Source organism: Mesorhizobium sp. M0563 (genome assembly GCF_040321065.1).
Lineage (GTDB): Bacteria > Pseudomonadota > Alphaproteobacteria > Rhizobiales > Rhizobiaceae > Mesorhizobium.
The window spans coordinates 129840-152626 of record NZ_JAMYQV010000010.1 but is presented as its reverse complement, the minus strand read 5'-3'; the positions used below and the strand labels follow the sequence as shown (position 1 = coordinate 152626).

Annotated in this window: 20 protein-coding genes and 1 riboswitch; of the genes, 10 read left to right on the top strand and 10 right to left on the bottom strand. The window is 63.3% G+C overall.

Features of this window, described 5'->3' with window-relative positions:
• Positions 1-645: a thiamine diphosphokinase gene (locus NKI50_RS15465; RefSeq protein ID WP_023721026.1), complete on the bottom strand. Its 645-nt coding sequence runs from the start codon at positions 643-645 to the stop codon at positions 1-3.
• Positions 646-772: 127 nt separating this feature from the next.
• A riboswitch (TPP riboswitch) is annotated at positions 773-887 on the top strand.
• A 43-nt stretch (positions 888-930) separates the two neighbouring features.
• On the opposite strand from NKI50_RS15465, the gene thiB reads away from it, so the two are divergent.
• From thiB to NKI50_RS15445, 4 genes are all read left to right on the top strand, one after another.
• Positions 931-1944 carry a thiamine ABC transporter substrate binding subunit gene (gene thiB / locus NKI50_RS15460; protein WP_352640151.1) on the top strand — a complete coding sequence of 338 codons (1014 nt, stop codon included), beginning with the start codon at positions 931-933 and terminating at the stop codon, positions 1942-1944.
• Positions 1945-2177: 233 nt separating this feature from the next.
• The gene (thiP, locus tag NKI50_RS15455) at positions 2178-3797 is read left to right on the top strand and encodes a thiamine/thiamine pyrophosphate ABC transporter permease (protein ID WP_352717037.1); all 1620 of its coding nucleotides are present in this window, start codon (positions 2178-2180) and stop codon (positions 3795-3797) included.
• Positions 3794-4585: a thiamine ABC transporter ATP-binding protein gene (gene thiQ / locus NKI50_RS15450; RefSeq protein WP_023721024.1), complete on the top strand. Its 792-nt coding sequence runs from the start codon at positions 3794-3796 to the stop codon at positions 4583-4585. The genes thiP and thiQ overlap by 4 nt, the downstream gene beginning before the upstream one ends.
• Before the next feature lie 254 nt (positions 4586-4839).
• On the top strand, positions 4840-6309 hold the full coding sequence (locus NKI50_RS15445; RefSeq protein WP_023721023.1) for a M48 family metalloprotease: 1470 nt from the start codon (positions 4840-4842) through the stop codon (positions 6307-6309).
• 252 nt (positions 6310-6561) lie between these two features.
• Here the strand turns inward: NKI50_RS15445 and NKI50_RS15440 are convergent, their stop codons facing one another.
• The gene (locus NKI50_RS15440) at positions 6562-7419 is read right to left on the bottom strand and encodes an RNA polymerase factor sigma-32 (protein ID WP_031194549.1); all 858 of its coding nucleotides are present in this window, start codon (positions 7417-7419) and stop codon (positions 6562-6564) included.
• A gap of 328 nt (positions 7420-7747) precedes the next feature.
• Between NKI50_RS15440 and NKI50_RS15435 the strand changes: the two genes are divergently transcribed.
• The 3 genes from NKI50_RS15435 to NKI50_RS15425 all read left to right on the top strand — a co-directional run bounded on the left by NKI50_RS15435 (position 7748) and on the right by NKI50_RS15425 (position 10093).
• A complete protein-coding gene (locus NKI50_RS15435; protein ID WP_352640154.1) occupies positions 7748-8521 on the top strand; it encodes an amino acid ABC transporter substrate-binding protein in 774 nt (257 codons plus the stop codon).
• 121 nt (positions 8522-8642) lie between these two features.
• Entirely contained in the window at positions 8643-9323 is a 681-nt protein-coding gene (locus tag NKI50_RS15430; protein WP_023721020.1) for an ABC transporter permease subunit, read from the top strand.
• Entirely contained in the window at positions 9320-10093 is a 774-nt protein-coding gene (locus tag NKI50_RS15425; protein ID WP_352588268.1) for an amino acid ABC transporter ATP-binding protein, read from the top strand. The genes NKI50_RS15430 and NKI50_RS15425 overlap by 4 nt, the downstream gene beginning before the upstream one ends.
• 74 nt (positions 10094-10167) lie before the next feature.
• On the opposite strand, the gene NKI50_RS15420 is transcribed toward NKI50_RS15425, so the two are convergent.
• The 6 genes from NKI50_RS15420 to NKI50_RS15395 form a co-directional block, all read right to left on the bottom strand.
• Positions 10168-10749, bottom strand: a complete 582-nt coding sequence (locus NKI50_RS15420; RefSeq protein ID WP_006327799.1) for a CarD family transcriptional regulator — start codon at positions 10747-10749, stop codon at positions 10168-10170.
• 367 nt (positions 10750-11116) lie between these two features.
• Entirely contained in the window at positions 11117-11455 is a 339-nt protein-coding gene (fdxA, locus tag NKI50_RS15415; RefSeq protein WP_023721018.1) for a ferredoxin FdxA, read from the bottom strand.
• 148 nt (positions 11456-11603) lie between these two features.
• On the bottom strand, positions 11604-11990 hold the full coding sequence (locus NKI50_RS15410) for an RNA-binding S4 domain-containing protein (RefSeq protein WP_023721017.1): 387 nt from the start codon (positions 11988-11990) through the stop codon (positions 11604-11606).
• Positions 11991-12002: 12 nt separating this feature from the next.
• A complete protein-coding gene (locus NKI50_RS15405; protein ID WP_352640155.1) occupies positions 12003-15419 on the bottom strand; it encodes a helicase-related protein in 3417 nt (1138 codons plus the stop codon).
• A gap of 717 nt (positions 15420-16136) precedes the next feature.
• Complete coding sequence (phbB, locus tag NKI50_RS15400) at positions 16137-16862, bottom strand: acetoacetyl-CoA reductase (RefSeq protein WP_352588271.1); 726 nt, start codon at positions 16860-16862, stop codon at positions 16137-16139.
• A 103-nt stretch (positions 16863-16965) separates the two neighbouring features.
• The gene (locus tag NKI50_RS15395) at positions 16966-18150 is read right to left on the bottom strand and encodes an acetyl-CoA C-acetyltransferase (protein WP_352480897.1); all 1185 of its coding nucleotides are present in this window, start codon (positions 18148-18150) and stop codon (positions 16966-16968) included.
• 278 nt (positions 18151-18428) lie between these two features.
• On the opposite strand from NKI50_RS15395, the gene phaR reads away from it, so the two are divergent.
• A complete protein-coding gene (gene phaR, locus NKI50_RS15390) occupies positions 18429-19037 on the top strand; it encodes a polyhydroxyalkanoate synthesis repressor PhaR (RefSeq protein WP_023721013.1) in 609 nt (202 codons plus the stop codon).
• Positions 19038-19164: 127 nt separating this feature from the next.
• On the opposite strand, the gene NKI50_RS15385 is transcribed toward phaR, so the two are convergent.
• Positions 19165-19611, bottom strand: a complete 447-nt coding sequence (locus NKI50_RS15385) for a hypothetical protein (protein WP_023721012.1) — start codon at positions 19609-19611, stop codon at positions 19165-19167.
• Between the two features lie 101 nt (positions 19612-19712).
• Between NKI50_RS15385 and NKI50_RS15380 the strand changes: the two genes are divergently transcribed.
• Positions 19713-20366: a TetR/AcrR family transcriptional regulator gene (locus NKI50_RS15380; protein ID WP_352494173.1), complete on the top strand. Its 654-nt coding sequence runs from the start codon at positions 19713-19715 to the stop codon at positions 20364-20366.
• A gap of 42 nt (positions 20367-20408) precedes the next feature.
• Here the strand turns inward: NKI50_RS15380 and NKI50_RS15375 are convergent, their stop codons facing one another.
• Positions 20409-21557 carry a citrate synthase gene (locus NKI50_RS15375; RefSeq protein WP_023721010.1) on the bottom strand — a complete coding sequence of 383 codons (1149 nt, stop codon included), beginning with the start codon at positions 21555-21557 and terminating at the stop codon, positions 20409-20411.
• A gap of 91 nt (positions 21558-21648) precedes the next feature.
• On the opposite strand from NKI50_RS15375, the gene NKI50_RS15370 reads away from it, so the two are divergent.
• Positions 21649-22737: a citrate synthase/methylcitrate synthase gene (locus NKI50_RS15370; RefSeq protein ID WP_352480894.1), complete on the top strand. Its 1089-nt coding sequence runs from the start codon at positions 21649-21651 to the stop codon at positions 22735-22737.
• The last annotated feature ends 50 nt before the right edge of the window (positions 22738-22787 follow it).

Here is a 22787-nt window from a genome sequence, read left to right as displayed (position 1 = left end):
TCAGCTTTCAGGTAGGGGAAAAGGATGCGCGAGCAGCAGCGCGCGGCCGCTGGCCAGCGCGATTTCCAGCCGGCCCTTGACCTCGTTGGAAATGGTCAGCGACGAGCCGAAGGCAACCTCGACATGGGCGAGCGGCCATTTGGCGCCGGTGACTGTCAGGCCGGCGAGATCCGAAAAGCCGAGCACCGAAAACAGCGTACCGTCGACATAATCGAAGCCAGTCTTTCCAGGCAGCAAAGGAATGCCTTCCTGTGCGCCGCTGGTCAAAAGCACTTCCGTTCCGCCTTCCGCCAGCCGGACGCTGAGCGCCAAATGCAGGAAGATGTGGTCGGTGCGTTTGCCGCCGAAGGCGCCTGCGAGCACAAGGCTGGTCGCACCGCGTTCGAGCGCGGCGGCGATAGCGAGTTCACCGTCGGTCTTGTCCTTTTCGGCGGGAAACACCTGCCGTGGCACGGCGGCCAGATCCTCCGGCAAATCGGCAGGCACGGAATCGAAATCGCCGACCCAGAGTTCCGGCATCAGGCCCAGCATAAGGGCATGGCCGATACCGGCATCGGCAGCGATGACGCGGGAGCCTTCGACCTGGCGGTCGAGCAGCGGCGTGCGGATGAGATCGCCGCCAAGCAGGATGGTGAATGTGCTCATATCTCGTGGCCCTTACCAGCCCTGCCCCGGAAACGGAAGATGAAACGGCAGATGAAACAGGACGCCGCGCTTTGGATGCCCGGCAAACTTCCGCTTGCGCAGCACTTCGGCCGGGCCTATGTGTCGATACGCTCTAACGGGGTGCCGGACGCGATCTTCGCGGACCGGCTGAGAGGCAAGACTGCCAACCCGCTGAACCTGATCCGGTTTGTACCGGCGGAGGGATTAGACGTTTCGGACAGCCCGACGCCTCAATTCCTTTCAACGCGAACGAAGGAGGCGCCGATGCGCAGTTTTTTCCACTCTCTTGCCTCGATTATCCTGCTTGCGGCATCCGTGCTTGCCCTACCGGGGCAGGCATCGGCACAGGATAAGCTGACCGTCTATACCTATGAAAGCTTCACCGCCGATTGGGGTCCGGGACCGGCGGTGAAGAAGGCCTTCGAGGCCGAGTGCACCTGCGTCGTCGAATTCGTCTCGGTCGCCGACGGCGTGGCACTGCTCAACCGTGTGAAGCTGGAAGGGGCCGCGACCAAGGCCGATATCGTGCTTGGCCTCGATACCAATTTGACGGCGGACGCCAAGGCAACCGGCCTGTTTTCGCCGCATGGCGCCGTGACGGACGTCAGTGTGCCGGGTGGCTGGAGCGACGATATCTTCGTGCCGTTCGACTATGGCTATTTCGCTATCGTCTACGATAGCGAAAAACTGAAGAGCCCGCCGAAGAGCCTCAGGGAATTGGTCGAGGGCGATGCCGGCGACAAGATCGTCATCCAGGATCCGCGCACCTCGACGCCGGGCCTTGGCCTGCTGTTGTGGGTCAAGTCGGTCTATGGCGACAAGGCTCCGGAAGCCTGGGCCAAACTCAAGGCAAAGGTGCTGACGGTGACGCCGGGCTGGAGCGAGGCCTACGGCCTGTTCACCAAGGGTGAGGCGCCGATGGTGCTGTCCTATACCACTTCGCCAGCCTACCACATGGTTGCCGAAAACACCTCGCGCTACCAGGCGGCGTCCTTCGAGGAAGGCGAATATCTGCAGATCGAGGTCGCTGGGATCACCACCAAGGGCGCGAAGAACCCGCTGGCGGAAAAGTTCATCGCCTTCATGACCGGGCCGAAATTCCAGGATCTCATTCCCGAAACCAACTGGATGTTCCCGGCCGGCAAGACCGACAAGCCGCTCAATCCGGCGTTCGACAAGCTCGTCAAACCGACCAAAACCTTGCTGTTCAGCTCGGAAGAGGTCGCCGCAAATCGCAAGGCCTGGGTCGACGAGTGGCTGGCGGTGATGAGCAAGTAGCTCGGATTGAAAGATGATCGCCCTACGGCGCCCCCCTCTGTCCTGCCGGACATCTCCCCTACAAGGAGGGAGATTGGCCGTCATGCCGGCTTTCGCCAATCTCCGACATTGCCGGAATGAGCGGAGCGCTGAACCTGCCAATCTCTCCCCATGTGGGGGAGATGTCCGGCAGGACAGAGGGGCGCGCGAAGGAACGCAATCCTCGCTAAGAATCTCGAATCTGGTGGTCTAGCGTGCAACGCGCGCCATCATCGGATACCCGCGTCGCTGCCGGTATCGTCGCGCTCGCCGCCATCGCGCTGCTGATCGGCGGGGCATTCGCCGGGCTCGTCGTCGAAGCCATGCGCGACCTGTCGGGCGCCGCCTCCGCCTTTGATTCCTATCTCCTCCGTGTTGCCCGCTTCACGCTCTGGCAGGCTCTGTTGTCGACCCTGCTCTCCGTCGCACCGGCGCTGTTCGTCGCGCGCGCGCTGTCGCGGCATCCACAGTTTTTCGGGCGAGGCTTTGTCCTGCAGCTTTTCGCCGTGCCGCTGGCGCTGCCGGCCATTGTTGCCGCACTCGGTGTCTTGGCACTCTATGGCCGCGCCGGGTATTTCGCCGGCTTGCTCGGTGCGATTGGCGGCCAGAACTGGCCCGGCATCTATGGCCTATCGGGTATTCTCGTCGCCCACGTCTTTTTCAACCTGCCGCTGGCAACGCGACTGTTCCTGGAAGCGTTGCAGACGGTGTCGGCTAACCAATGGCGGCTGGCGAGCCAGCTTGGCATGGGTGCTGCGCCGGCCTTCCGGCTGATCGAATGGCCGGCGTTGCGTGCGGCCCTGCCGGGCGTTGCCGGGCTCGTTTTCATGCTGTGCATCACCTCCTTCACCATCGTGCTTACGCTCGGCGGCGGGCCGCGCGCGACGACGCTGGAGGTTGCCATATACCAGGCGCTGCGTTTCGACTTCGACCCGGCGCGGGCGGTGACGCTGACCTTGTTGCAGATTGCCCTGACCTTCGTCGTCGTGCTGGCACTAACGCGGCTTGGCGCCAATATGACCGGCGACGCCAATCTGCCGGTAGCCCCGCGCCGGTATTTTTCAGCCGGTGCGGCCGAGACCGTGCTGAACGCACTGGTGATCGGGCTGGCACTGCTGTTTGTCGCCGGACCGATGGCGGCTACGCTGTCGGCCGGGCTTGGCGCCGATCTCGGCCGCCTGGCCGGCGAGAGCGCGGTGCGGCAAGCGACGGCGACCAGTGCCGTGCTCTCCCTCCTATCGGCGCTGCTCTCCTTGGCGTTGTCGCTGTCGCTGGTTATGGCGCGCCGGGCGCTGGCGCTCACCCGGCGGACCGGCAGGCGGACGCTGCTCGAACACCTGGCCGACACCGGTGCGGGGTTCGTCCTGGTGGTGCCGCCCATCGTCATCGGTGCCGGCTGGTTCCTGCTCCTGCGCAGCGTCAGCGATGTCTTTGCGATCGCCCCTGTCATGGTGGTTGTGGTCAATGCGGTGATGGCGATGCCGTTCGCCATCCGCGCCATCCGCCCCGCCTATGACGCGGCGAGCGAACGCCACGAACGGCTCTGTGCACAGCTTGGCATCTCGGGCTGGAACCGGTTGCGTCTGGTCGACTGGCCGTCGCTGCGGCGGCCGCTCGCCACCGGCTTCGCCTTCGCCATGGCGCTGTCGCTCGGTGATCTCGGCGTCATTGCGCTGTTCGGCAGCGATTCCGTGCAGACATTGCCCTATCTGTTGCTGGCGCGCATGGGCAGCTACCGCACCGAGGATGCGGCCGGCCTGGCGCTGCTGCTCGGCCTTGTCTGCCTGGCGCTTGTGCTGACCGCGGACTGGCTGGGAAGGAGGGAGAAATCATGATGCCGATCAGCCCGGAACGGTCGATTTCGGTCGAAAAAGGCGCGGCCGTGCGGCTCGATAATGTCTCGTTCAGCTATGGTGAAACGCCGCTTATATTCGATGTCGATTTCCCGGCGTCGGAAATCACCGCCATCATGGGGCCGAGCGGTTCGGGAAAGTCGACGCTGCTCAATCTGGTGGCCGGTTTCGAAGCGCCGCGGTCAGGCCGCGTGCTCATCGGCGGCGCCGACGTCAGCACTGCGCCGCCATCAGCGCGGCCGGTATCGATGGTGTTCCAGGAAAACAACCTGTTTGCCCATCTGTCCCTCGAGCAGAATGTCGGGCTCGGCCGCTCGCCTTCGCTCATGCTGAGCGAGGCTGACCGCGCCGCAATCGCCGCAGCGCTGAAGCGCGTCGGCCTTGCCGGCAAGGAAAGCCGGCTGCCGCGCGAACTCTCCGGCGGTGAGCGGCAGCGCGTCGCGCTCGCTCGGGTCCTGGTGCGCGACCGGCCGGTGTTGTTGCTCGACGAGCCGTTCGCTTCGCTCGGACCGGCACTGCGCGACGACATGCTCGACCTGGTCGCCGACGTCCATTCGGAGCAGCGCATGACGGTGCTATTCGTCACGCACCAGCCGGACGATGCGCGCCGTATCGGGCAAAACATGGTTTTCCTGGATGGTGGCACGGTTGCCGCGACGGGCACTGCGGCCGATTTTTTCGTCGGGGCTGGACCGGAGGCATTCCGACGCTATATCGGCTCGGGTCCGTTTGCGGCTGGATCACGAGATGTTGCCCGGAAGCGGACATAATTTATGGTCAAACCGGCGGAAGGCGAAGCGGCGCTTGCTTGCCATGGTCGAGGTAGTGTGGCTAGGTCCGCCAGGAGCTGGTCCGGCTTAGACCGTGATTTGCCCTTGCTGCCTCGTATCTGTCGGACGCACGAAGGACGCCGTAGCACTTGATTTTGCGCGTGATGCTTTCCGGAAATCGCGCCCGATTTTCGCGGTCACGTGCCAGGACTTGAAAGGAAGCCGATCTGCCGACCGGCATCGACAATCGGAGGGTGAAACCGCTGGCGCGCTTTCTGGCGCTGGCCGGTCTTGCCGTGGCGCTGGCAAGCTGCCAGATGTTCACGCCTCCCGACGTGCAGGAATCAGGCTTTCAGCCCTCAGACAAGCCGATCACGGTCGACAATGTCGCCGCCAACGGCAAGCTCGCCCAACTGGCGAAGGCGCAGCACCCGCGCATCCTCGCCACCTATGGCGGAGAATATTCCGACCCCAAGCTCGAGCGCATGGTGGCCAAGATCGTCGGCAGACTGACCGTAGTGTCGGCCAACCCGACCCAGACCTACCGCATCACCATCCTCAACTCGCCCAACGTCAATGCCTTCGCGCTGCCGGGCGGCTATCTCTACATCACCCGGGGCCTGCTGGCCTTGGCCAACGATTCAGCCGAGCTTGCCGCCGTCATTGCGCATGAGATGGGCCACGTTACGGCCAATCACGGCCTGCAGCGCCAGCAGCTGGAAGCCGAAGAGGGGTTGGCGACCAAGGTCGTTTCGGATGTGCTCGGCGACAACCCGACGGCCAAGGCGGCGCTGATCCGCGGCAAGCTGAGGCTGGCCCAGTTCTCGCGCAATCAGGAGCTGGAGGCCGACGCCATCGGCATCAAATCGATCGGCGAAGCCGGTTTCGATCCCTACGCCGCCGGCCGCTTCCTGCAATCGATGTCGGCCTATACCGATTTCCGCTCGATCAGCGGCGCCACCGACGCCAGCCTCGACTTCCTGGCGACGCACCCCAACACGCCGCAACGTATCGACCTCGCGCAGCGCCACGCCCGCCAATTCGGCGCGCCCGGTGTCGGATCGCGCGACCGCGATTCATTCCTTTCCGGCGTAGACGGGCTGCTTTACGGCGATACACCGGAGGAAGGCTATGTGCGCGGCGAAACTTTCCTGCATCCTGGCCTCGGCGTGTCGTTCTCGGTGCCCAATGGCTTCATCATCGACAATTCGGCAGCGGCGGTGACGGCGACAGGCCCGGGCGACATCGCCATCCGCTTCGACGGCGTTTCGATCGACAAGGGCCGCTCGTTGACCGACTACATCCGCAGCGGCTGGGTTGCCGGCCTCGACGACAGCAGCGTGCGCCAGGAGACGATCAACGGCAACGAAGCGGCAACCGCGCATGCTGGCGCCGATGGCTGGCAATTCGATATTGCGGTGATCCGCGCCGGCGGCCAGGTCTACCGCTTGCTGACCGCGGCGCCTTCGGCCAGCACCTCGCTGAGCACGGTGGCGCGCTCGGTCAGCGGCTCGTTCCGCATCCTGAGTGCTGCCGAGAAGGCGGCGTTGAAGCCGCTGCGTATCCGCATCGTCACGGTGCAGCCCGGCCAGACAATGGGCTCCCTGGCCGCACAGATGGTCGGCGTCGACCGCAAGCTGGATTTGTTCAGGGTGCTCAACGCGCTGTCGCCGGGCGCCGCCGTTTCGGCCGGCGACAAGGTCAAGATCGTCACCGACAAGTAATCGCGACGCTGCTTGTGTAAGGGCCAGAGCCTGAATACCGTGGCAAGCTGCGCGCCGCAACGAGGCGGTTTTGTACACTTTCTTCAATTTCATGATGAAAACGCTGGTCGCTAAAGCGGAGCGCAGCAGGTTTCCAAGGTTCTTTGTGGTGGTCTGCTGCCTGCTTTCGATTTCACTGGCGGTAGGCCTGACATATGTCAAACAGCATCAACCGGGCAGCGGGCAAGAAATAATCAGCCAGGACGTGGCACGTTAGGCTGCGAGAAATTCCGGGTTCTGCTTCACCAAAGCTGCCTTGAGCTTTTCCATGGCGCGCGCCTCGATCTGCCGGACACGTTCCTTGGAGATGCCGAGCGTCTCGCCGAGCGCTTCGAGCGTCGCGCCCTCGTCGCTCAGCCGGCGCTCCTCGATAATCCTGAGTTCTCGCGCATTGAGCGCGCCGAGCGCCGTCTTCAGCCAGACAGAGCGGCGTTCGACATCGATCGTGTCGCCGACGACCTCGTCGGGCAGCGGGTCATCCGAAACCAGGAACTCCATCCGCTCGGTTGCGCCCGCATCGTCGGCAAGCGGCGTGTTGAGCGAGCTGTCGGGTGCCGAAAGGCGGGAATCCATCATCGCCACATCGGCCTCGGAAACGCCGAGAGCCGCCGACACTTCGCGGTAAAGCGTGGCATTCGACGTCTGCTCGGCGCCGTTTGCCAGGCGGGCGCGCAGGCGCCGCAGGTTGAAGAACAGCGCCTTTTGCGCGGAGCTGGTGCCGCCGCGCACGATCGACCAGTTGCGCAGGATATAATCCTGCATCGAGGCGCGGATCCACCATGTCGCATAGGTCGAGAACCGCACCTCGCGCTCGGGCTCGAAACGGGCCGCGGCCTCCAGCAGCCCGACATGGCCTTCCTGGATCAGGTCGCCCAGGGGAAGGCCGTAGTGGCGGAACCGCGACGCCATGGAAATAACCAGCCGCATATGGGCGACGGTGATGCGGTGCAGCGCGTGCTGGTCATTGTTCTCCTTCCAGCGCAGCGCCAGGAGATGCTCTTCGTCGCGCTCCAGGTAAGGGGCTTTCATCGCCGCGCGAACCATGGTCCGTCCTGCACTGTCTTGCATCATGCCGCGCTCCTGCTTCAGGCGTTGCGGTGCGATCGCTGAATCGTGAGTTGGCGCCGATGGTTGAAATGGCGGCGCCGCGCCCTACAACAGCCAAGAACGTGCGATGCGGGGGAATGTTCCCCCGGACTGTCATGCCGATTGCGCTGTTCCAGGCGATTCGCCATCGGCCTTGACTCGGCCGGGTGCCGCCGGGAGGTGTTGGTTGAGAATGGGATTTCAAGGGCGCGAGATTTTTGAAATTTAGTTTCTTATTTTGGCATCGCGCATCTGTCATTTTCCGGCACTCGCAACGACGCCGGACATCGGCCAAGGACGGGATCACAGAAAAATGAAATGGCTCAAATCGCTCATTATCGCCGGAACGCTGCAGGTTCTGGCAATCGCCGCCGGTCATGCCGGCGCCAATCTCGACCAGATCAAGCAGTCCGGCGTCTTCAAGGTCGGCACGGAAGGAACCTATGCGCCCTTCACCTATCATGATGCTTCCGGCGCGCTGGTCGGCTTCGACGTCGAGATCGCCCGGGCCATCGCCGAGCGCGTCGGCGTCAAAGCCCAGTTCCTCGAAGGCAAATGGGACGGGCTGATCGCCGGTCTCGACGCCAACCGCTACGATGCCGTCATCAACGAGGTCGGCATCACCGAGGCGCGCAAGGCCAAATATGATTTCTCCGATCCTTACATCGCCTCCAAGGCGGTGCTGATCGTGCGCGGCGACAACACCGACATCAAGGGTTTCGCCGATCTCAAGGGCAAGAAGGCGGCGCAGTCGCTGACCTCGAATTTCGGCAAGCTGGCTGAAACCAATGGCGCCGAGCTCGTCGGCACCGACGGCTTCGACCAGTCGATCCAGCTTCTTCTCACCGGCCGCGCCGACGCCACCATCAACGACAGCCTGTCCTTCCTCGACTTCAAGAAGCACAAGCCCGACGCCAATGTGAAGATTGCCGCGCAGGAAGAAAACGCCGACTATTCCGGCGTCATCGTGCGCAAGGGCGATCCGGAACTGGTGGCCGCCATCAATAAGGCGCTGGCCGACATCAAGGCCGACGGTACCTACCAGAAAATCGCCGATACCTATTTCGGCCAGGACGTTTCGAAGTAAACGGCTTTTCTCGCGTGGGCCGAATGCCGGCCCGCGTCGTTCATGTCGCGGCGAGCTGTCTTTTACGGCCCGCCGCTTTCGCGTGATATGAGCGACGGCAATCTGGCAAGGAGGAGGCTTCGTGCCGCACTGGCTGCAATTGATGCTGGAATCCCTGCCTACGCTGCTGTGGGCTGCACTGATCTTCACCGTGCCGTTGACGCTGCTGTCGTTTGCATTCGGTCTTGTCCTCGGTCTGGTCGTGGCGCTTGTCCGGCTGTTCGGTCCCAAACCGCTGGTCGCCGTGGTCCGGTTCTACGTCTGGATCTTCCGCGGCACGCCGCTTCTCGTGCAACTGTTCCTTATCTTCTACGGCCTGCCATCGGTCGGCATCCTGCTCGACGCCTTTCCGGCAGCACTGATCGGCTTTACCTTGAACATCGGCGCATATTCGTCGGAAATCATCCGCGCCGTCATTGGTTCGGTGCCGAAGGGCCAGTGGGAAGCGGCCTATTCGATCGGCATGACCTGGGCCCAGGCAATGCGGCGCACCATTCTTCCACAGGCGGGGCGCGTCGCCGTGCCGCCGCTGTCCAACACCTTCATCTCGCTGGTCAAGGATACATCGCTCGCCGCCGCCATTACCGTGCCCGAGATGTTCCAGGCGGCGCAGCGCATTGTCGCCACCACCTATGAGCCGCTGATCCTCTATGTCGAGGCAGCGGCTCTGTACCTGGTCATGAGCTCCGTGCTGTCGGCCTTGCAGGCCCGATTGGAAACGCGGCTTAACCGCTATGGTGGCTTCCTGGAGGCGCGTGCATGATCGGCCTCACCAACATCGAAAAGCGTTTCGGCGACAATTTGGTGCTGAAGGGTGTGACCGTCACTATCGAGGAAGGCAGTGTCACCGCGCTTGTCGGGCCATCGGGCGGCGGGAAAAGTACGCTTTTGCGCTGCATCAACCTGCTCGAACTGCCGACTTCAGGCACGGTGCGGATCGGCGACGATGCACTCGAATTCCACCCCGGCGGCAGGGTCTCGACCAGGGATATCCAGCGGCTGCGGCTGCAGACCGGCATGGTGTTCCAGAATTTCCAGCTGTTTCCGCATCGCACCGCGATCGAGAACATCATGGAGGGGCTGGTGACGGTGCTTAAATGGCCCAAGGAAAGGGCGCGCGAACGGGCGCTCGCCCTGCTCGAAAAGGTCGGCATGGCGCACAAGGCCGACGCCTGGCCGGCGACGCTGTCAGGCGGCCAGCAGCAGCGCGTGGCGATTGCCCGGGCGCTGGCGCCATCGCCGAAAGTGCTGCTCTGCGACGAACCGACCTCGGCACTCGATCCGGAACTGGCGCAAGAGGTGGTCGACGTGCTCGGCAAGCTCGCCAGCGAGGGCACGACCATGGTGATGGCGACGCATGATCTGAGGCTCGCCTCCAAGATCGCGCGGGAGGTGGTGTTCCTCGATGCCGGCAACATCGTCGAACAAGGGCCGGCCGCGGTGCTGTTCAGCAACCCGGAGCGCCAGCGGACCAAGCGGTTCATCGCCACGCTGAAGCAGGAGGCGGAAAGGGAGGGCGGTGTCGAAGGTTAGATATGCATTCGCCGATCCCAAAAATAAAAACCCGGCGCGAGGCCGGGCTTTTCTGAATTCGAAGGCGAAAAGGCTCAGGCGGCCTCTTCCTGCTCGGCTTCCTCGTTGTCGGCCTTGGCGCCGCGCTTCGGGCCCTTGTTGAGGTTCACCTCGATAAGGCGCACCGCTTCGGTCTCCGACATGCGGTTGACGGCCGCGATCTCGCGGGCCATGCGGTCGAGGGCCGCCTCGTAGAGCTGGCGCTCGGAATAGGACTGCTCCGGCTGGTTGTCAGCGCGATAGAGGTCGCGCACCACTTCCGAGATCGAGATCAGATCGCCGGAGTTGATCTTGGCATCATATTCCTGGGCGCGGCGCGACCACATGGTGCGCTTGACGCGGGCCCGGCCCTGCACGACCTTCAGCGCGCGCTCGACATAATCCTCTTCCGACAGCTTGCGCATGCCGATCGAGGTCGCCTTGGCGACTGGCACCTTCAGGCGCATCTTGTCCTTCTGGAAGTCGATGACGAACAGTTCCAGCTTGTGGCCCGCGACTTCCTGCTCATCGATCGAGACGATCTGGCCGACACCATGCGCCGGATAGACGATGTACTCGCCGGTCTTGAAACCGTGGCGCGCTGCGGTGGACTTCTTCTGCGGGGTGATCGTTGCCATTACGCCCTGAACTCCTTGTTGTGGTACCGGCATCGTGCCGGCCCGAACTCGTGCGACCGGGGTGACCGGTCCTTAGCCACACAACGATGAACTCACCGGAAGGCCAGGACCGGCAAATCGCAACATTGCGACCGCCTGCCCCAGATCGCTCTGGTCCGGATTGAGAAATTCACCTTTCAGTGATTTGGGGCGTTTGCGCCATAAATCGACGTTGTGTCACCGGCATGTTGGGCTGATATAACACAAAAAGTCGGAAGAATCAAGGTTTTGCTGCACGCGCGAAGGCCATGCGCCATCGCCGCCTGTCAAGGCAGTTAATGTATCACGTCTGTTACGCCGCGTCAGGCTGCCGCAATCAGCGCTCTCGTTAATCGCCTTCGCCGGGCTCCGGGGAGAAATATTTCTCGAATTTGCCAGCTTCCCCGTCGAAGGATTTGGCGTCGGCCGGGGGCTCCTTCTTGGCGGTGATGTTGGGCCATTTATCGGCATATTCGGTGTTGATCTGCAGCCATTTGTCGAGGCCCGACTCGGTGTCGGGCTTGATCGCGTCGGCCGGGCATTCCGGTTCGCAGACGCCGCAGTCGATGCACTCGTCCGGGTGGATGACGAGCATGTTCTCACCTTCGTAGAAACAGTCGACCGGACAGACCTCGATGCAGTCCATGTATTTGCATTTTATGCAATTGTCGGTCACGACATAGGTCATTGGTCGGCTCCGGGACGTCCCATTTTGTTGGGCTTTTTTGGTGAGGTAACGCCTTTGTCCGCCGCTGGCAAGGGCAGCCCTTGCCAGCGGTGCCGGGGTTTCCGGAATGGAATTCCAGAGGCCCGGCAAAGCGGAAGTTCGACCTTGCTCAATCGTCGCCGAGCAGGTGGTCGGTCTGGCGGCGTTCCTTCTTCGTCGGGCGACCGCTGCCGGCCTCGCGCAACGGCGGCACCGCATCCGGAAGCGCCTCGCCCTTGGGCGCGGGGGGCGGCGACATGTCCTCGTAAAGCAGGCGGGCTTCTTCGGCCGGGCCGCGCCGTGCGCCGGTGCCAAGGACTTTCCAGACGAAGATCCGCCGCTCGAGCGTGATGGTCAAAACGTCACCCGGCCGGACCGTATCGGATGCCTGCGCTGCTTTGTCGCGATTGATGCGGACGCGTCCGGTGACGACCAGCTTGGCTGCCAGCGTGCGTGATTTTACCGCGCGCGAGAAGAACAGCCACTTGTCGATGCGCTGGCGGGCATCAGTGACCATCGGACGAACAGCTTACTTCTTCAGCTGGTCGCGCAACGCGGCGAGCTTGGCGAAGGGCGAGTCCGGATCGAAGCGGACCGGGCGTTCCTCACGCGGCTTTGGCTGGAAGGCGGGCTTTGCGCCTTGGGCGCCGCCTTTGCCGTCCTGCCGTCCAGCCTTCCAGTCGGGCCGGTTTTCGCGCCGGTCGAGGCGTTCGCCTTGCGGCTTGCCGGCGCGCTGCTCTGCCGCCTCGCCTTGCGGCTTGGGCTTGAACTTGCTGCGGTCGAAGCGTGGCTTGCCGGCGCCGTCGCGCTGATCGTGGCGCCCTTGACGGGCGGGCCGGTCGCCCGGCGTCGGTTGCCCGCCGGCATCTACCGGCGCATCGCTGCTGCCGTCCGGCGCAGCTTGACCATTGCGCGGGCGACTGTCCCGATGATTGTCCCGGGGGCGGTTGTCATGCTGGCGATGACGCGGGCGCTGGTCGAAACGACCCTGCCGCCACAACAGCACAGGTTTTGGCTCCTCGGCTTCTGGGGCAGCTTCGCCGGCGACGGCTTCCGCCGTTGCTGCAGGTTCGGCCGGCGATGCTTCCATAGTGTCGGAAACCGGCGGCTCTGCCGGTGCCGTAGCCTCAGTTTCCGCCCCAAGTTCCGTCCTTGGCTCAGCCGCTGGTTCTGCAGCCGCTTCGGCGGCGGGCTGGGTCTCTTGCGTGACTTCTGCCGCAGCTTCAGGGGCTGGAGCTTCCGGCTGGTCTTCCGCGACAGGCTCTGCCGCCGCTTCGGTCACGGCTTCGGCCGCCTCCGCAACAGGAGCCGCATCCGACACAGGCTCCGAAGCCTCCGCCGAAACCTCCGCCGGCGGCTCTGCCGCGGCAGCTGCTTCCGCCATCCTCGCCTGCTCGGCTCGCGTTGCCTCTTCCGCCGCCTGCTTTGCAGCGGCCGCTTCACGCGCGGCATTGTCCTGTGCTTCGAGCCGCGCCTTGACCTCGGCCGCCGGCTTGGCATCGGCGCGATAGCCGAGCCCCTTCAGGATTTCTTCCATGTCGTCGGCGGTGGCGCCGAGGATCGACATCATCGGCGGCGTCACCATGAAGGACTGACCGTCATAGGCGCCGTCGGGGCGAGGTCCGAGGCCCGGCTTCCAGTTGGTCGCCGGCCGGATCAGGTCGGCCAGCCGTTCGAGAATATCGACGCGTACAGCACGCCGGCCAAGATTGCGGTAGCCCGCCAGCTTGTAGAAGGTCTTGTCGAAGGTTGGATCGATGACCACCGAGGTGCGGCCGGAGGCCAGTGCGTGAACGACATCGCCGAAGCCGGGCTTGTCCTTGCCGTCGTTTCTCAGCGCCCACAGCATCGTTATCAACCCGGCCGGCGCCGGCTTGATCAGCGCCGGCACGAAGACATGGTAGGCGCCGAAGCGCACGCCGAGACGGCGAAGCGCCGCGCGGCCCTCCTGGTCGAGCGACTTCATCTCGTCGGCGATGTCGCGACGGTTGATGAGGCCGAAATGCTCGACGAGCTGGAAAGCGATGCCGCGGCCGATGCCGGTGATCTGCTCGGCATTCTTGAGATCGACCAGCGGCTTCAGCAGGGATTCGATCTGGAAATTGACGAAGCGCTCGGCGCGCGCCGCAACCTTGTCGCGGGCCGGGCCGGTGAGTTGCTCGTCGGCGAGCAGAACGAGACGCGGCTTCAAAGCGTCTTCGCCAGCGACCAGCGTGCCGATCGGCGCGCCGATCCAGCGCAGCGTGCCATCCGAACCCAGCGCGATGTCGCCATTGGCCGAGGCGCCGAAGCGTTCGGCACGCGCCTCGAACTCGGCGGCAAGCGCCTTCTGCGCCGCCGCCCGCACCGCCTTGGCGTCCTCGCCGCCGGCGCTCTGGTCGGCGGTGAAGCGGAAACCCTGCAACTCGCCGACGTGATGGCCTTCGACGAGGACGGTTCCGGTTGGGCTGATTTCGGCTTCAGGCATCGTGTTTTCTCTAAGGCGCCGCATGAGGACGGAAGTCCTGCGGTCTACAAAACGTTTCGTCAACCGCTCATGCAGCGCATCCGACAGTCTGTCTTCGATTTCGCGCGTCTTTTCCTGCCAGTGTGCCCGATCGGCCAGCCAGCCGGGCCGGTTGGAAACGAAGGTCCATGTGCGGATCTGGGCAATCCTGTGCGATAGCGTGTCGATATCGCCTTCAGTGGTGTCGGCGCGGCGCACCTGCTCGGCCATGTAGTTCTCGTCGACATGGCCGTGCCTGGCAAGGTCCATGTAGATGGAGGCGATCAAGTCGGCGTGCTGGGCCGGCGCGATCTTCCTGTAGTCGGGCAGCGCGCAGGCTTCCCACAGCAGCGCCACCCGCCTGGCGTCGGTGGTGAGTGCCCGGATGTCCTCGTCGCGCGACAGATGCTCGAGCGCCTGCGCGTCCACGGCCGGCAGTGCGCGCGTCAGGCCTTCGACCGGGGCGTTGGTCTCGATCGAGCGCTTCAGCGCATCGAGGTTGGCGAAATCGAAATGCGCGGTACGCCACTGCAGCACTTTCACCGGATCGAAATCATGCGCCTCGATCTTCTTGACCAATTCCTCATCCAGCGGATCGACCTGGGCGGTGACGCCGAAGGTGCCGTCGCGCAGATGCCGGCCGGCACGGCCGGCAATCTGGCCGAGCTCGGCCGCGGTCAGGTTGCGGTACTGGTAGCCGTCGAATTTGCGATTCTGGGCGAAAGCGACGTGGTCGAGGTCGAGGTTGAGGCCCATGCCGATGGCGTCGGTGGCGACGAGGTAGTCGACATCGCCCGACTGGAACAGCGCCACCTGGGCGTTGCGGGTGCGCGGGCTGAGCGCGCCGAGCACGACGGCGGCACCGCCCTGCTGGCGGCGGATCAGCTCGGCGATGGCATAGACCTCGTCGGCCGAGAAGGCGACGATCGCGGTGCGCCGCGGCAGGCGGGTCAGCTTCTTCGAGCCGGCATAGGCAAGATGCGACAGCCGTGGCCGGGTCACCACCGACACGCCCCGCAGCAGGCGCTGCAGAATGCCGTGCATGGTGGCCGCACCCAGCAGCAGCGTCTCCTGGCGGCCGCGCAGATGCAGGATGCGATCGGTGAAGATGTGGCCGCGTTCGAGATCGCCAGCGAGCTGGACCTCGTCGATGGCAACGAAGGCGGCGTCGGTCTCGCGCGGCATCGCTTCCACCGTGCAGACCGAGTATTTCGCGCCCGCCGGCTGGATCTTTTCCTCGCCGGTGATGAGCGCAACCTTATGGGCGCCGACCTTCTCGCAGACGCGCGTATAAACCTCGCGGGCAAGCAGCCTGAGCGGTAGGCCGATGACGCCGCTCTCATGCGCCACCATGCGTTCGATGGCGAGATGGGTCTTGCCGGTATTGGTCGGGCCGAGCACGGCCGTTACGTCTCGACCCGACAGGATCAGCGGTTCAGTGTGTTTCGGATGGATGTTCATCGGCCTGGAAATAAGGCTCTCTGCCTCGCATTGTCGGGAGCGCGCCCATATTGGCCGCGTATGACAGGCGACACATAGGGATTTCGGGCGCGAAGCGAAAGCGGAATGTGCCGAGGGCAGGCTGATTGGTCGGTTCGAAGCCAGAAATCTGTTCCCGATTAACAGTTGGAACGAGTCTGGAACGAATCAGCGACGAATCACTGACTCGCGCTGATTCAGGTTTTGTTCACGGCTACATCTGGGATTTCTGCCGGCGAGTCTCACCACATGCTGAATCACAGAAACTGGCCCGATTCATGCAGGCGGCATTCAAACGAGCACCACCGTTAACCTTTGCCGGTGAATGATCGTGGCCGGCCAATCTGCTTCGCCCAACATTATGAAATTATTGATGTTTCCTAATCCGCTTTAATCATTTCGAGGGTGTTTTCGGCTCTCGCCGTTAACGTTCCGCTCAAAGCCGGAACGAATCGGCGACGAATCAGCGATAGGCAAAGTTTCTTGGTTTGTTCACCGCAACATGTTGTGTTGTGAACAGCTTTTCCACCGAGAATCCACAGGCTGCCGGGCAGTTTTTGCACAGGCTGCGCAGCGGCCGTTAACCTTTGCGTGCCGGATTGGGGGGAGATCTTGCAACGGGAAGACCGCTATAGAAACGGGCCGTTTTGCAGGCCCGTTCGTCCAAGCGCGTATCTATCTCAACGTAAAGATAAACGGTCAGGCGATGTACTGCCCGCCATTGGCTGATATGGTCGAGCCGGTGATGAACCCGGCATCGTCGGAAGCGAGGAAGACGACGCAGCGCGCGATCTCCTCCGGCTCGCCGAGACGGCCGACCGGGATCTGCGGAAGGACACGCTCGTTGAGCACCTTCCCGTCCATCGCTTTGACCATCTCGGTGGCGATGTAGCCGGGGCAGATGACGTTGACGGTGATGCCGGCGCGCGCGCCTTCCTGGGCCAACGCCTTGGTGAAGCCGATATCGCCGGCCTTCGAGGCCGAATAATTGACCTGGCCGACCTGCCCTTTCTGGCCATTGATCGAGGAGATGGTGATGACGCGGCCGAATTTGCGGTCGCGCATGCCGCCCCACAACGGATGCGTCATGTTGAAGACGCCGGAAAGGTTGGTGTCGAGGACCTCTTTCCATTGCTCGCGCGTCATCTTGTGGAACATCGCGTCGCGCGTGATGCCTGCATTGTTGACCAGCACCGATACGGGACCGAGATCGGCCTCTACCTGTTTGATGCCGGCAGCGCAGGCCTCGTAGTCGGCAACCGACCATTTGTAGACCGGGATGCCGGTCGCTGCCTTGAACTTTGCTGCCGCTTCCTCATTGCCGGCGTAGTTTGCGGCAACCGAATAGCCGGCGCTTTTCAAGGCGACCGATATCGCCGCGCCGATGCCGCGCGACCCGCCTGTGACGATTGCAACCTTTGTCATGTGTCCTCCCGGGAAATGCAGATGACTGAGCGTTGAAGCGGTAGGTTTGCCCTCTATTCCCTACTCGCTTTGCGCCAGTATCCTATTCGTATCGCTTATCTCATCACAATGCTTCCACGCACATGGCAACGCCCATGCCGCCGCCGATGCACAGCGTGGCAAGACCTTTCTTGGCACTTCTGCGACGCATTTCGTAGACCAGCGTGTTGAAGATGCGGGCGCCCGAGGCGCCGACCGGATGGCCGATGGCGATGGCGCCGCCATTGACGTTGACGATGGACGGGTCCCAGCCCATGTCCTTGTTGACGGCGCAGGCCTGCGCGGCGAAGGCCTCGTTGGCTTCGACCAGATCGAGGTCGCCGACCGACCAGCCGGCCTTGGCCAGCGCCTTGCGCGAGGAGGGGATCGGTCCCGTCCCCATGATCTGCGGGTCAACGCCGGCGGTCGCCCAGGAAACGATACGCACCAGCGGCGTGATGCCGCGCCTTGCGGCTTCCGCTTCGGTCATCAGCACCACGGCGGCGGCGCCGTCATTGATGCCGGAAGCATTGGCTGCTGTCACCGTGCCGTCTTTGTCGAAGGCGGGCTTGAGCTTGGTCATGGCGTCGATCGTCGCGCCATGGCGGATGTACTCGTCCTGGTCGACTATCGTGTCGCCCTTCCTGCCCTTGACTGTGAAGGCAACGATCTCGTCGTTGAATTTTCCGCCTTTCTGCGCAGCCTCGGCCTTGTTCTGGGAAGCCAGTGCGAACTGGTCCTGGTCGTCGCGGGTGATTTGGAACTGGCGGGCGACGTTCTCCGCCGTGTTGCCCATATGATAACCATAGAAGGCATCGGTCAGGCCGTCCTTGATCATGGTGTCGATCAGCTTGAAATCGCCCATCTTGACGCCACCGCGCAGATGCTGCGCATGCGGAGCCATCGACATCGATTCCTGGCCGCCGGCAACGATGATTTTTGCATCGCCCTGGGCGATCTGCTGCATGCCGAGCGCGATGGCGCGCAGGCCGGAGCCGCAGAGCTGGTTCAGGCCCCAGGAGGTCGCCTCCTGCGGCACGCCGGCGGCCATGGCCGCCTGCCGCGCCGGGTTCTGCCCTTGAGCCGCGGTCAGGATCTGGCCGAGAATGACCTCGTCCACCTCCTTGCCGTCGACGCCGGCGCGGGCAAGCGCTTCCCTGACGGCGACGGCACCCAGTTCATGAGCTGGCGTGTTGGCGAAGGCGCCGTTGAAGGAGCCGACAGGCGTGCGCGCCGCACTGGCGACAACGATGGCGTTGGAAGCGGACATGTTCTTCTCCAGACTTTCGGGGAGCGATTTCGGGTGCCGTCGGGGACTTTTCTTGCCCTTTCCACAACCCGAGTCAAACCCGAAATGGGCATGGCGTTCCTCCGCGGCAAGCAGGCCGCGCGTCGCTGCGATGACGGCCCATCCGTGCTGCGCAGCATAAAATGTTCCCGCACTGCACAAACAGCTTGGATTCATGACGCTTTTGCGCATATCCTTTAACAAGGCGCAATCGTTACCGGCGGCTTACTTAAGCTGGCCGGTGTCCGGGGAGGATGCAGATGGCCGCGAAAGACGAACCTATTGTTATCAAGAAATATGCCAATCGCCGTCTCTACAATACGGGCACCAGCACCTATGTGACGCTCGAGGATCTCGCAGAAATGGTCAAAAAAGGCGAGGACTTTACTGTCCAGGACGCCAAGACCGGCGACGACATCACGCATCCGGTGCTGACCCAGATCATCTTCGAGCTGGAGAACAAGGACGGGCAGAACATGCTGCCGATCCCGTTCCTGCGTCAGCTCATCGCCTACTACGGCGACCAGATGCAGATGATCGTGCCAAGCTTTCTCGAACAGTCGATGCTGGCCTTCTCGAAGGAGCAGGAACGCTTTCGCGAGCAGATGAAAGATGCCCTCGGCAAGTCGCCGATGGACATGATGAAGATCGCGACGCCGATCAAGGTGCTGGAGGAGCAGACTCGGCGTAACATGGAAATGTTCCAGAACGCCATGCGGCTGTTCACGCCGTTCCCGCCTGCGGGGTCTGCGCCGGCAGCAGCACCGGCCGAACAGGCCAGGAAAGAAACACCGGAAAAACCGGACGACCTTCAGGAGCTGAAGGAGCAGATCGCCGCGATGCAGCGCAAGCTCGACACGATGTCGTGACTGCCGGCCGGCGAAGCGCCGGCCCAAAATTTCCCTCAGCAGGCCTGTGTCAGAAAACATCTTCGCCTCGAAGGTGAAGATGTCATCCACGCTCTATTTTGTGGCACGCTCTATTTCGTGGCATGCCCTATTTCGTGGTCACCGTCACCAGAGCGGTAACAGGTTTGCCGTCTACTAGAATGGGCCGGTGATGATCATCGGCAAGAAGCACGCCGATCACGTGTCTGCCGGCGGCATCCGGGCAATGGCCGAAACGGGCCTTGATAAGATCACCGCCAAAGTCGCTGTTCATGCTGTTGTACGGCTTGCCGGGGATGTTGCAGGTGTCTCCGTTGGGATCGATCTTCATATGCACGTGGCCGCATTGCTTGATTTCCCCGCACTCACCCGCAGTGAGCAGCCTGAAGTTGCTCCTGACGACAACGCCTATCGCCTTCTCAGGAGAATTGCCCAGTTCGACAACTGAACCCGCCGTCGGCCAGACGACTTCCAGGGTGGGCCGATCCTCGGCCTCGGCAGATACGAGCGACAATAAGGAGAAAGCGAGGGCAGTCGTTGCGGTGATGCGAAACATGGTAACCTCCGTTGCGATGTAAACATTGATTACATACGCAGCGCTCGAACACAAGGGAAATAATCAGTGATTACATTCCGCTCTCGTGCTATTTGACTGAGATGACCAAGACAACTGATTCCGACGAAGCCGGAGATGCCAAGCGATACCATCACGGCAATCTCGTCGAGGCCTTGATCACGGCAACCGTGGAGATCATCGAGGAGCGGGGAGCCGAGCATGTGTCCGTACGCGAGGCCGCAAAACGTGCCGGCGTTTCGCCCGGCGCGCCATTCCGGCATTTTCGATCGAAAACAGCGCTGCTCACCGCGGTCGCCGAACAGGCCATGGATCGGCTGACAAAGGCCGTTGCCAAGGCGCGGTCGAAAATCGACAGCGCAGATCCCATTGAGGCCTTCGAAGCAATCGGACAAGGCTATCTGGAATGGGCAATTAGCAACCCCACGCATTTCCAGATCATCAGTTCCCGAACCCTGATTGATTTTGAAGGGTCGGACAGCCTTCGTGATCAGAATGAGGCTATTCGGCGGACGATGATCGACTTGCTGACGCAAGCGCAACAACAGGGTCGGCTTGCTCCCGGCACCGACTTTGATCATCTTGTGCTTGCCGCGCGTGCACTCGTTTATGGGTTGGCACGCATGGCGATCGATGGTCATTTCCGGGAATGGCATCCGTCCGAGCCGCCAGCCCTGGCCGCGCAGCGGGCTCTCCGACTTTTCATGAGCCGGATGACCATTCCATCTAAAGCTTAATCCGCCAGCACCCAAAAAAAGGGCCCGCGATTGCGTCGCCAGCTAATGGAACTCCGGCAGCGGTCCCTGGTAGCGGGCGCGTGGTCTGATCAGGCCGCTGCTTGTCACCTGCTCCACGGCATGCGCGGCCCAGCCGATGCTGCGGCCGAGCGCAAACAAGCGAAACGGCGCATCGGACGGCAAACGGAGGCTGCGCGTCAGCGCGGCCAAGGCGAAATCGACGTTCGGGCGCATGCCCGTTGCCGCAAAGGCCGCATCGCAAAGCCGTAACAGCCCATCATCGACATCGATCGCGGCCAGCAACGGTTCCGCACGCGGATCGCCGTCGGGATAAAGCGGATGGCCAAATCCGGGCAGTGGCCTGTCGTGACCGAGCCAGCGTCCGACAGCCGCATCCGGCCCCAATCTCTGCGCATCCTCCGCCAGCATCATGACCGCCTCCGCGGCGCCGCCATGGCGCGGACCGGAGAGCGTGGCGAGGCCAGCAAGCAGGCAGGCCGAAACAGGTGCACCGGTGGACGCGGCGACCCGCGCGGCGAAGGTCGATGCGTTCAGTTCGTGATCGGCCAACAGCACCAGCGAGCGGCGGATCAAGTCTGCGCCGGCTGCATCGAGGGACCAGCCCTGCGCCAGTCGTTCGTGCACGGCACCGATTCCGCGAACCGCGCCGAGCGCCTGGGCCAGAGCGGCGATGGCGCCGGCCGCATCGTGGTTGAGCGAAGCCGCCCTGCGGCCGAGCGAAGGCCGGCCCTTGGCCGCCAACGCGGCCAATTCCGCGAAGGCAGCCGGCCGGCCAGTTGCGCCGTTGCCATGGCGGCTCGCCGACACGAACGACACTGGTGCGTCAGATGCCCAAAGCAGGTTTGCCGTCTGCTCCAGCGTGGCAGTCTCGCAGAGTGCAACCGCATCCTGGCCACGATAGACGAGGCGGCCGTGCAAAACGGTCGAGATCGTGGTGGCGATCGCTGGCTCACCCCAGGCAATTGCACTTTCGGCGATTGCCTGGGGATTTCGGCCGCGCGCCCGGCGGCTCGCCAGCGCCGCGATGTCGTCGGCGCGATACTGGCTGCGGCGTGGGTCGGCCCGATCCGGCCGCATGCCGATGCGTCCGCGGCTGACATAGGCATAGAGCGTCTGGGCGCGCACCTTGAGGCGCTCCAGGGCTTCGTCCCGCGTCAGCCACTCAGTCATGTAAACCTGGCACGTTGATTCGGTTGATCAAGATTGATGGCCCAGCCGCCAACCCTTATCTACGACCCGGAAAGGGTCAAGGAGAAAACCAATGGCGAATGGGCTCGATGATGTGGTGGTGGCAGAAACGGTGCTCTCCGATGTCGACGGTCTTGGCGGCCGCCTGACCATCCGGGGCCATTCGTTGCCGGAACTGGCAGGCCGCTGGAAATACGCCGACGTGGTTCGGCTGCTGTTCGACGGCTCTTTCGACGATCTTCCCGGCGAAAAGGAGCTGGCGAAAGCGATCGGCCGGGCGCGCAGTGAAGTGTTCGAGCGGATCGAACCCTTGCTGCCGTTTCTCGCATCCCTCGATATCTACAGCGCGATGCGCGCCGGCATTGCCCTACTGCCGGACGGCGACAAATTGCCGGACGCGCTCAGGCTGGTTGCGGCACCTGCCGTGCTGACGCCGGCCTTGCTGCGCTTGCAGCGCGGCGAAAGCCCAATTGCGCCTGATCGCAAGGCCGATCATGCCGCCGACATGCTGCGGATGCTGACCGGCATGGCGGCCTCGCCGAAGTTGGCGAAAGCGCTCGATACCTATCTTGTGACGGTTTGCGACCATGGCCTCAACGCATCGACCTTCGCCACGCGCGTGGTCGCCTCGACGCAGGCGGGGCTTACTTCGGCGGTGCTGGCCGGACTCGGAGCGCTCAAGGGGCCGCTGCATGGCGGCGCGCCAGGTCCGGTGATCGAGATGCTGGATGCGATAGAGGCGCATGGCGACGCCGCCATCTGGCTGCGCGACGAGATCGCGCGCGGCCGCCGCATCATGGGCTTCGGGCATCGCATCTACCGTGTGCGCGATCCGCGTGCCGACGTGCTGAAAGCGGTGGTGCGGCAACTCGGCGCCGAGGGCGAAGCCGGCCACCGGCTGGCGTTTGCCGAAAGCGTGGAGCAAGCGGCGCTTGAAGTGCTTCGCATCGCCAAGCCGTCGCGCTCGCTCCAGACCAATGTCGAGTTCTTCACAGCACTTCTGCTGGAGGCCGCGGGCTTTCCGAAAGAGGCGTTCACCAATGTCTTTGCTGCCGGGCGCGTCGCCGGCTGGATCGCCCACGCCCGCGAGCAGCAGACGAGCGGACGGCTGATCCGGCCGCAGTCGCGCTATATCGGGCCGGTGCCGGACCTCGTCGCCTAAGGATTTTCCCCCGCATGCTTTGCGGAAACCGGCCCCGCTACAGCCGGTGC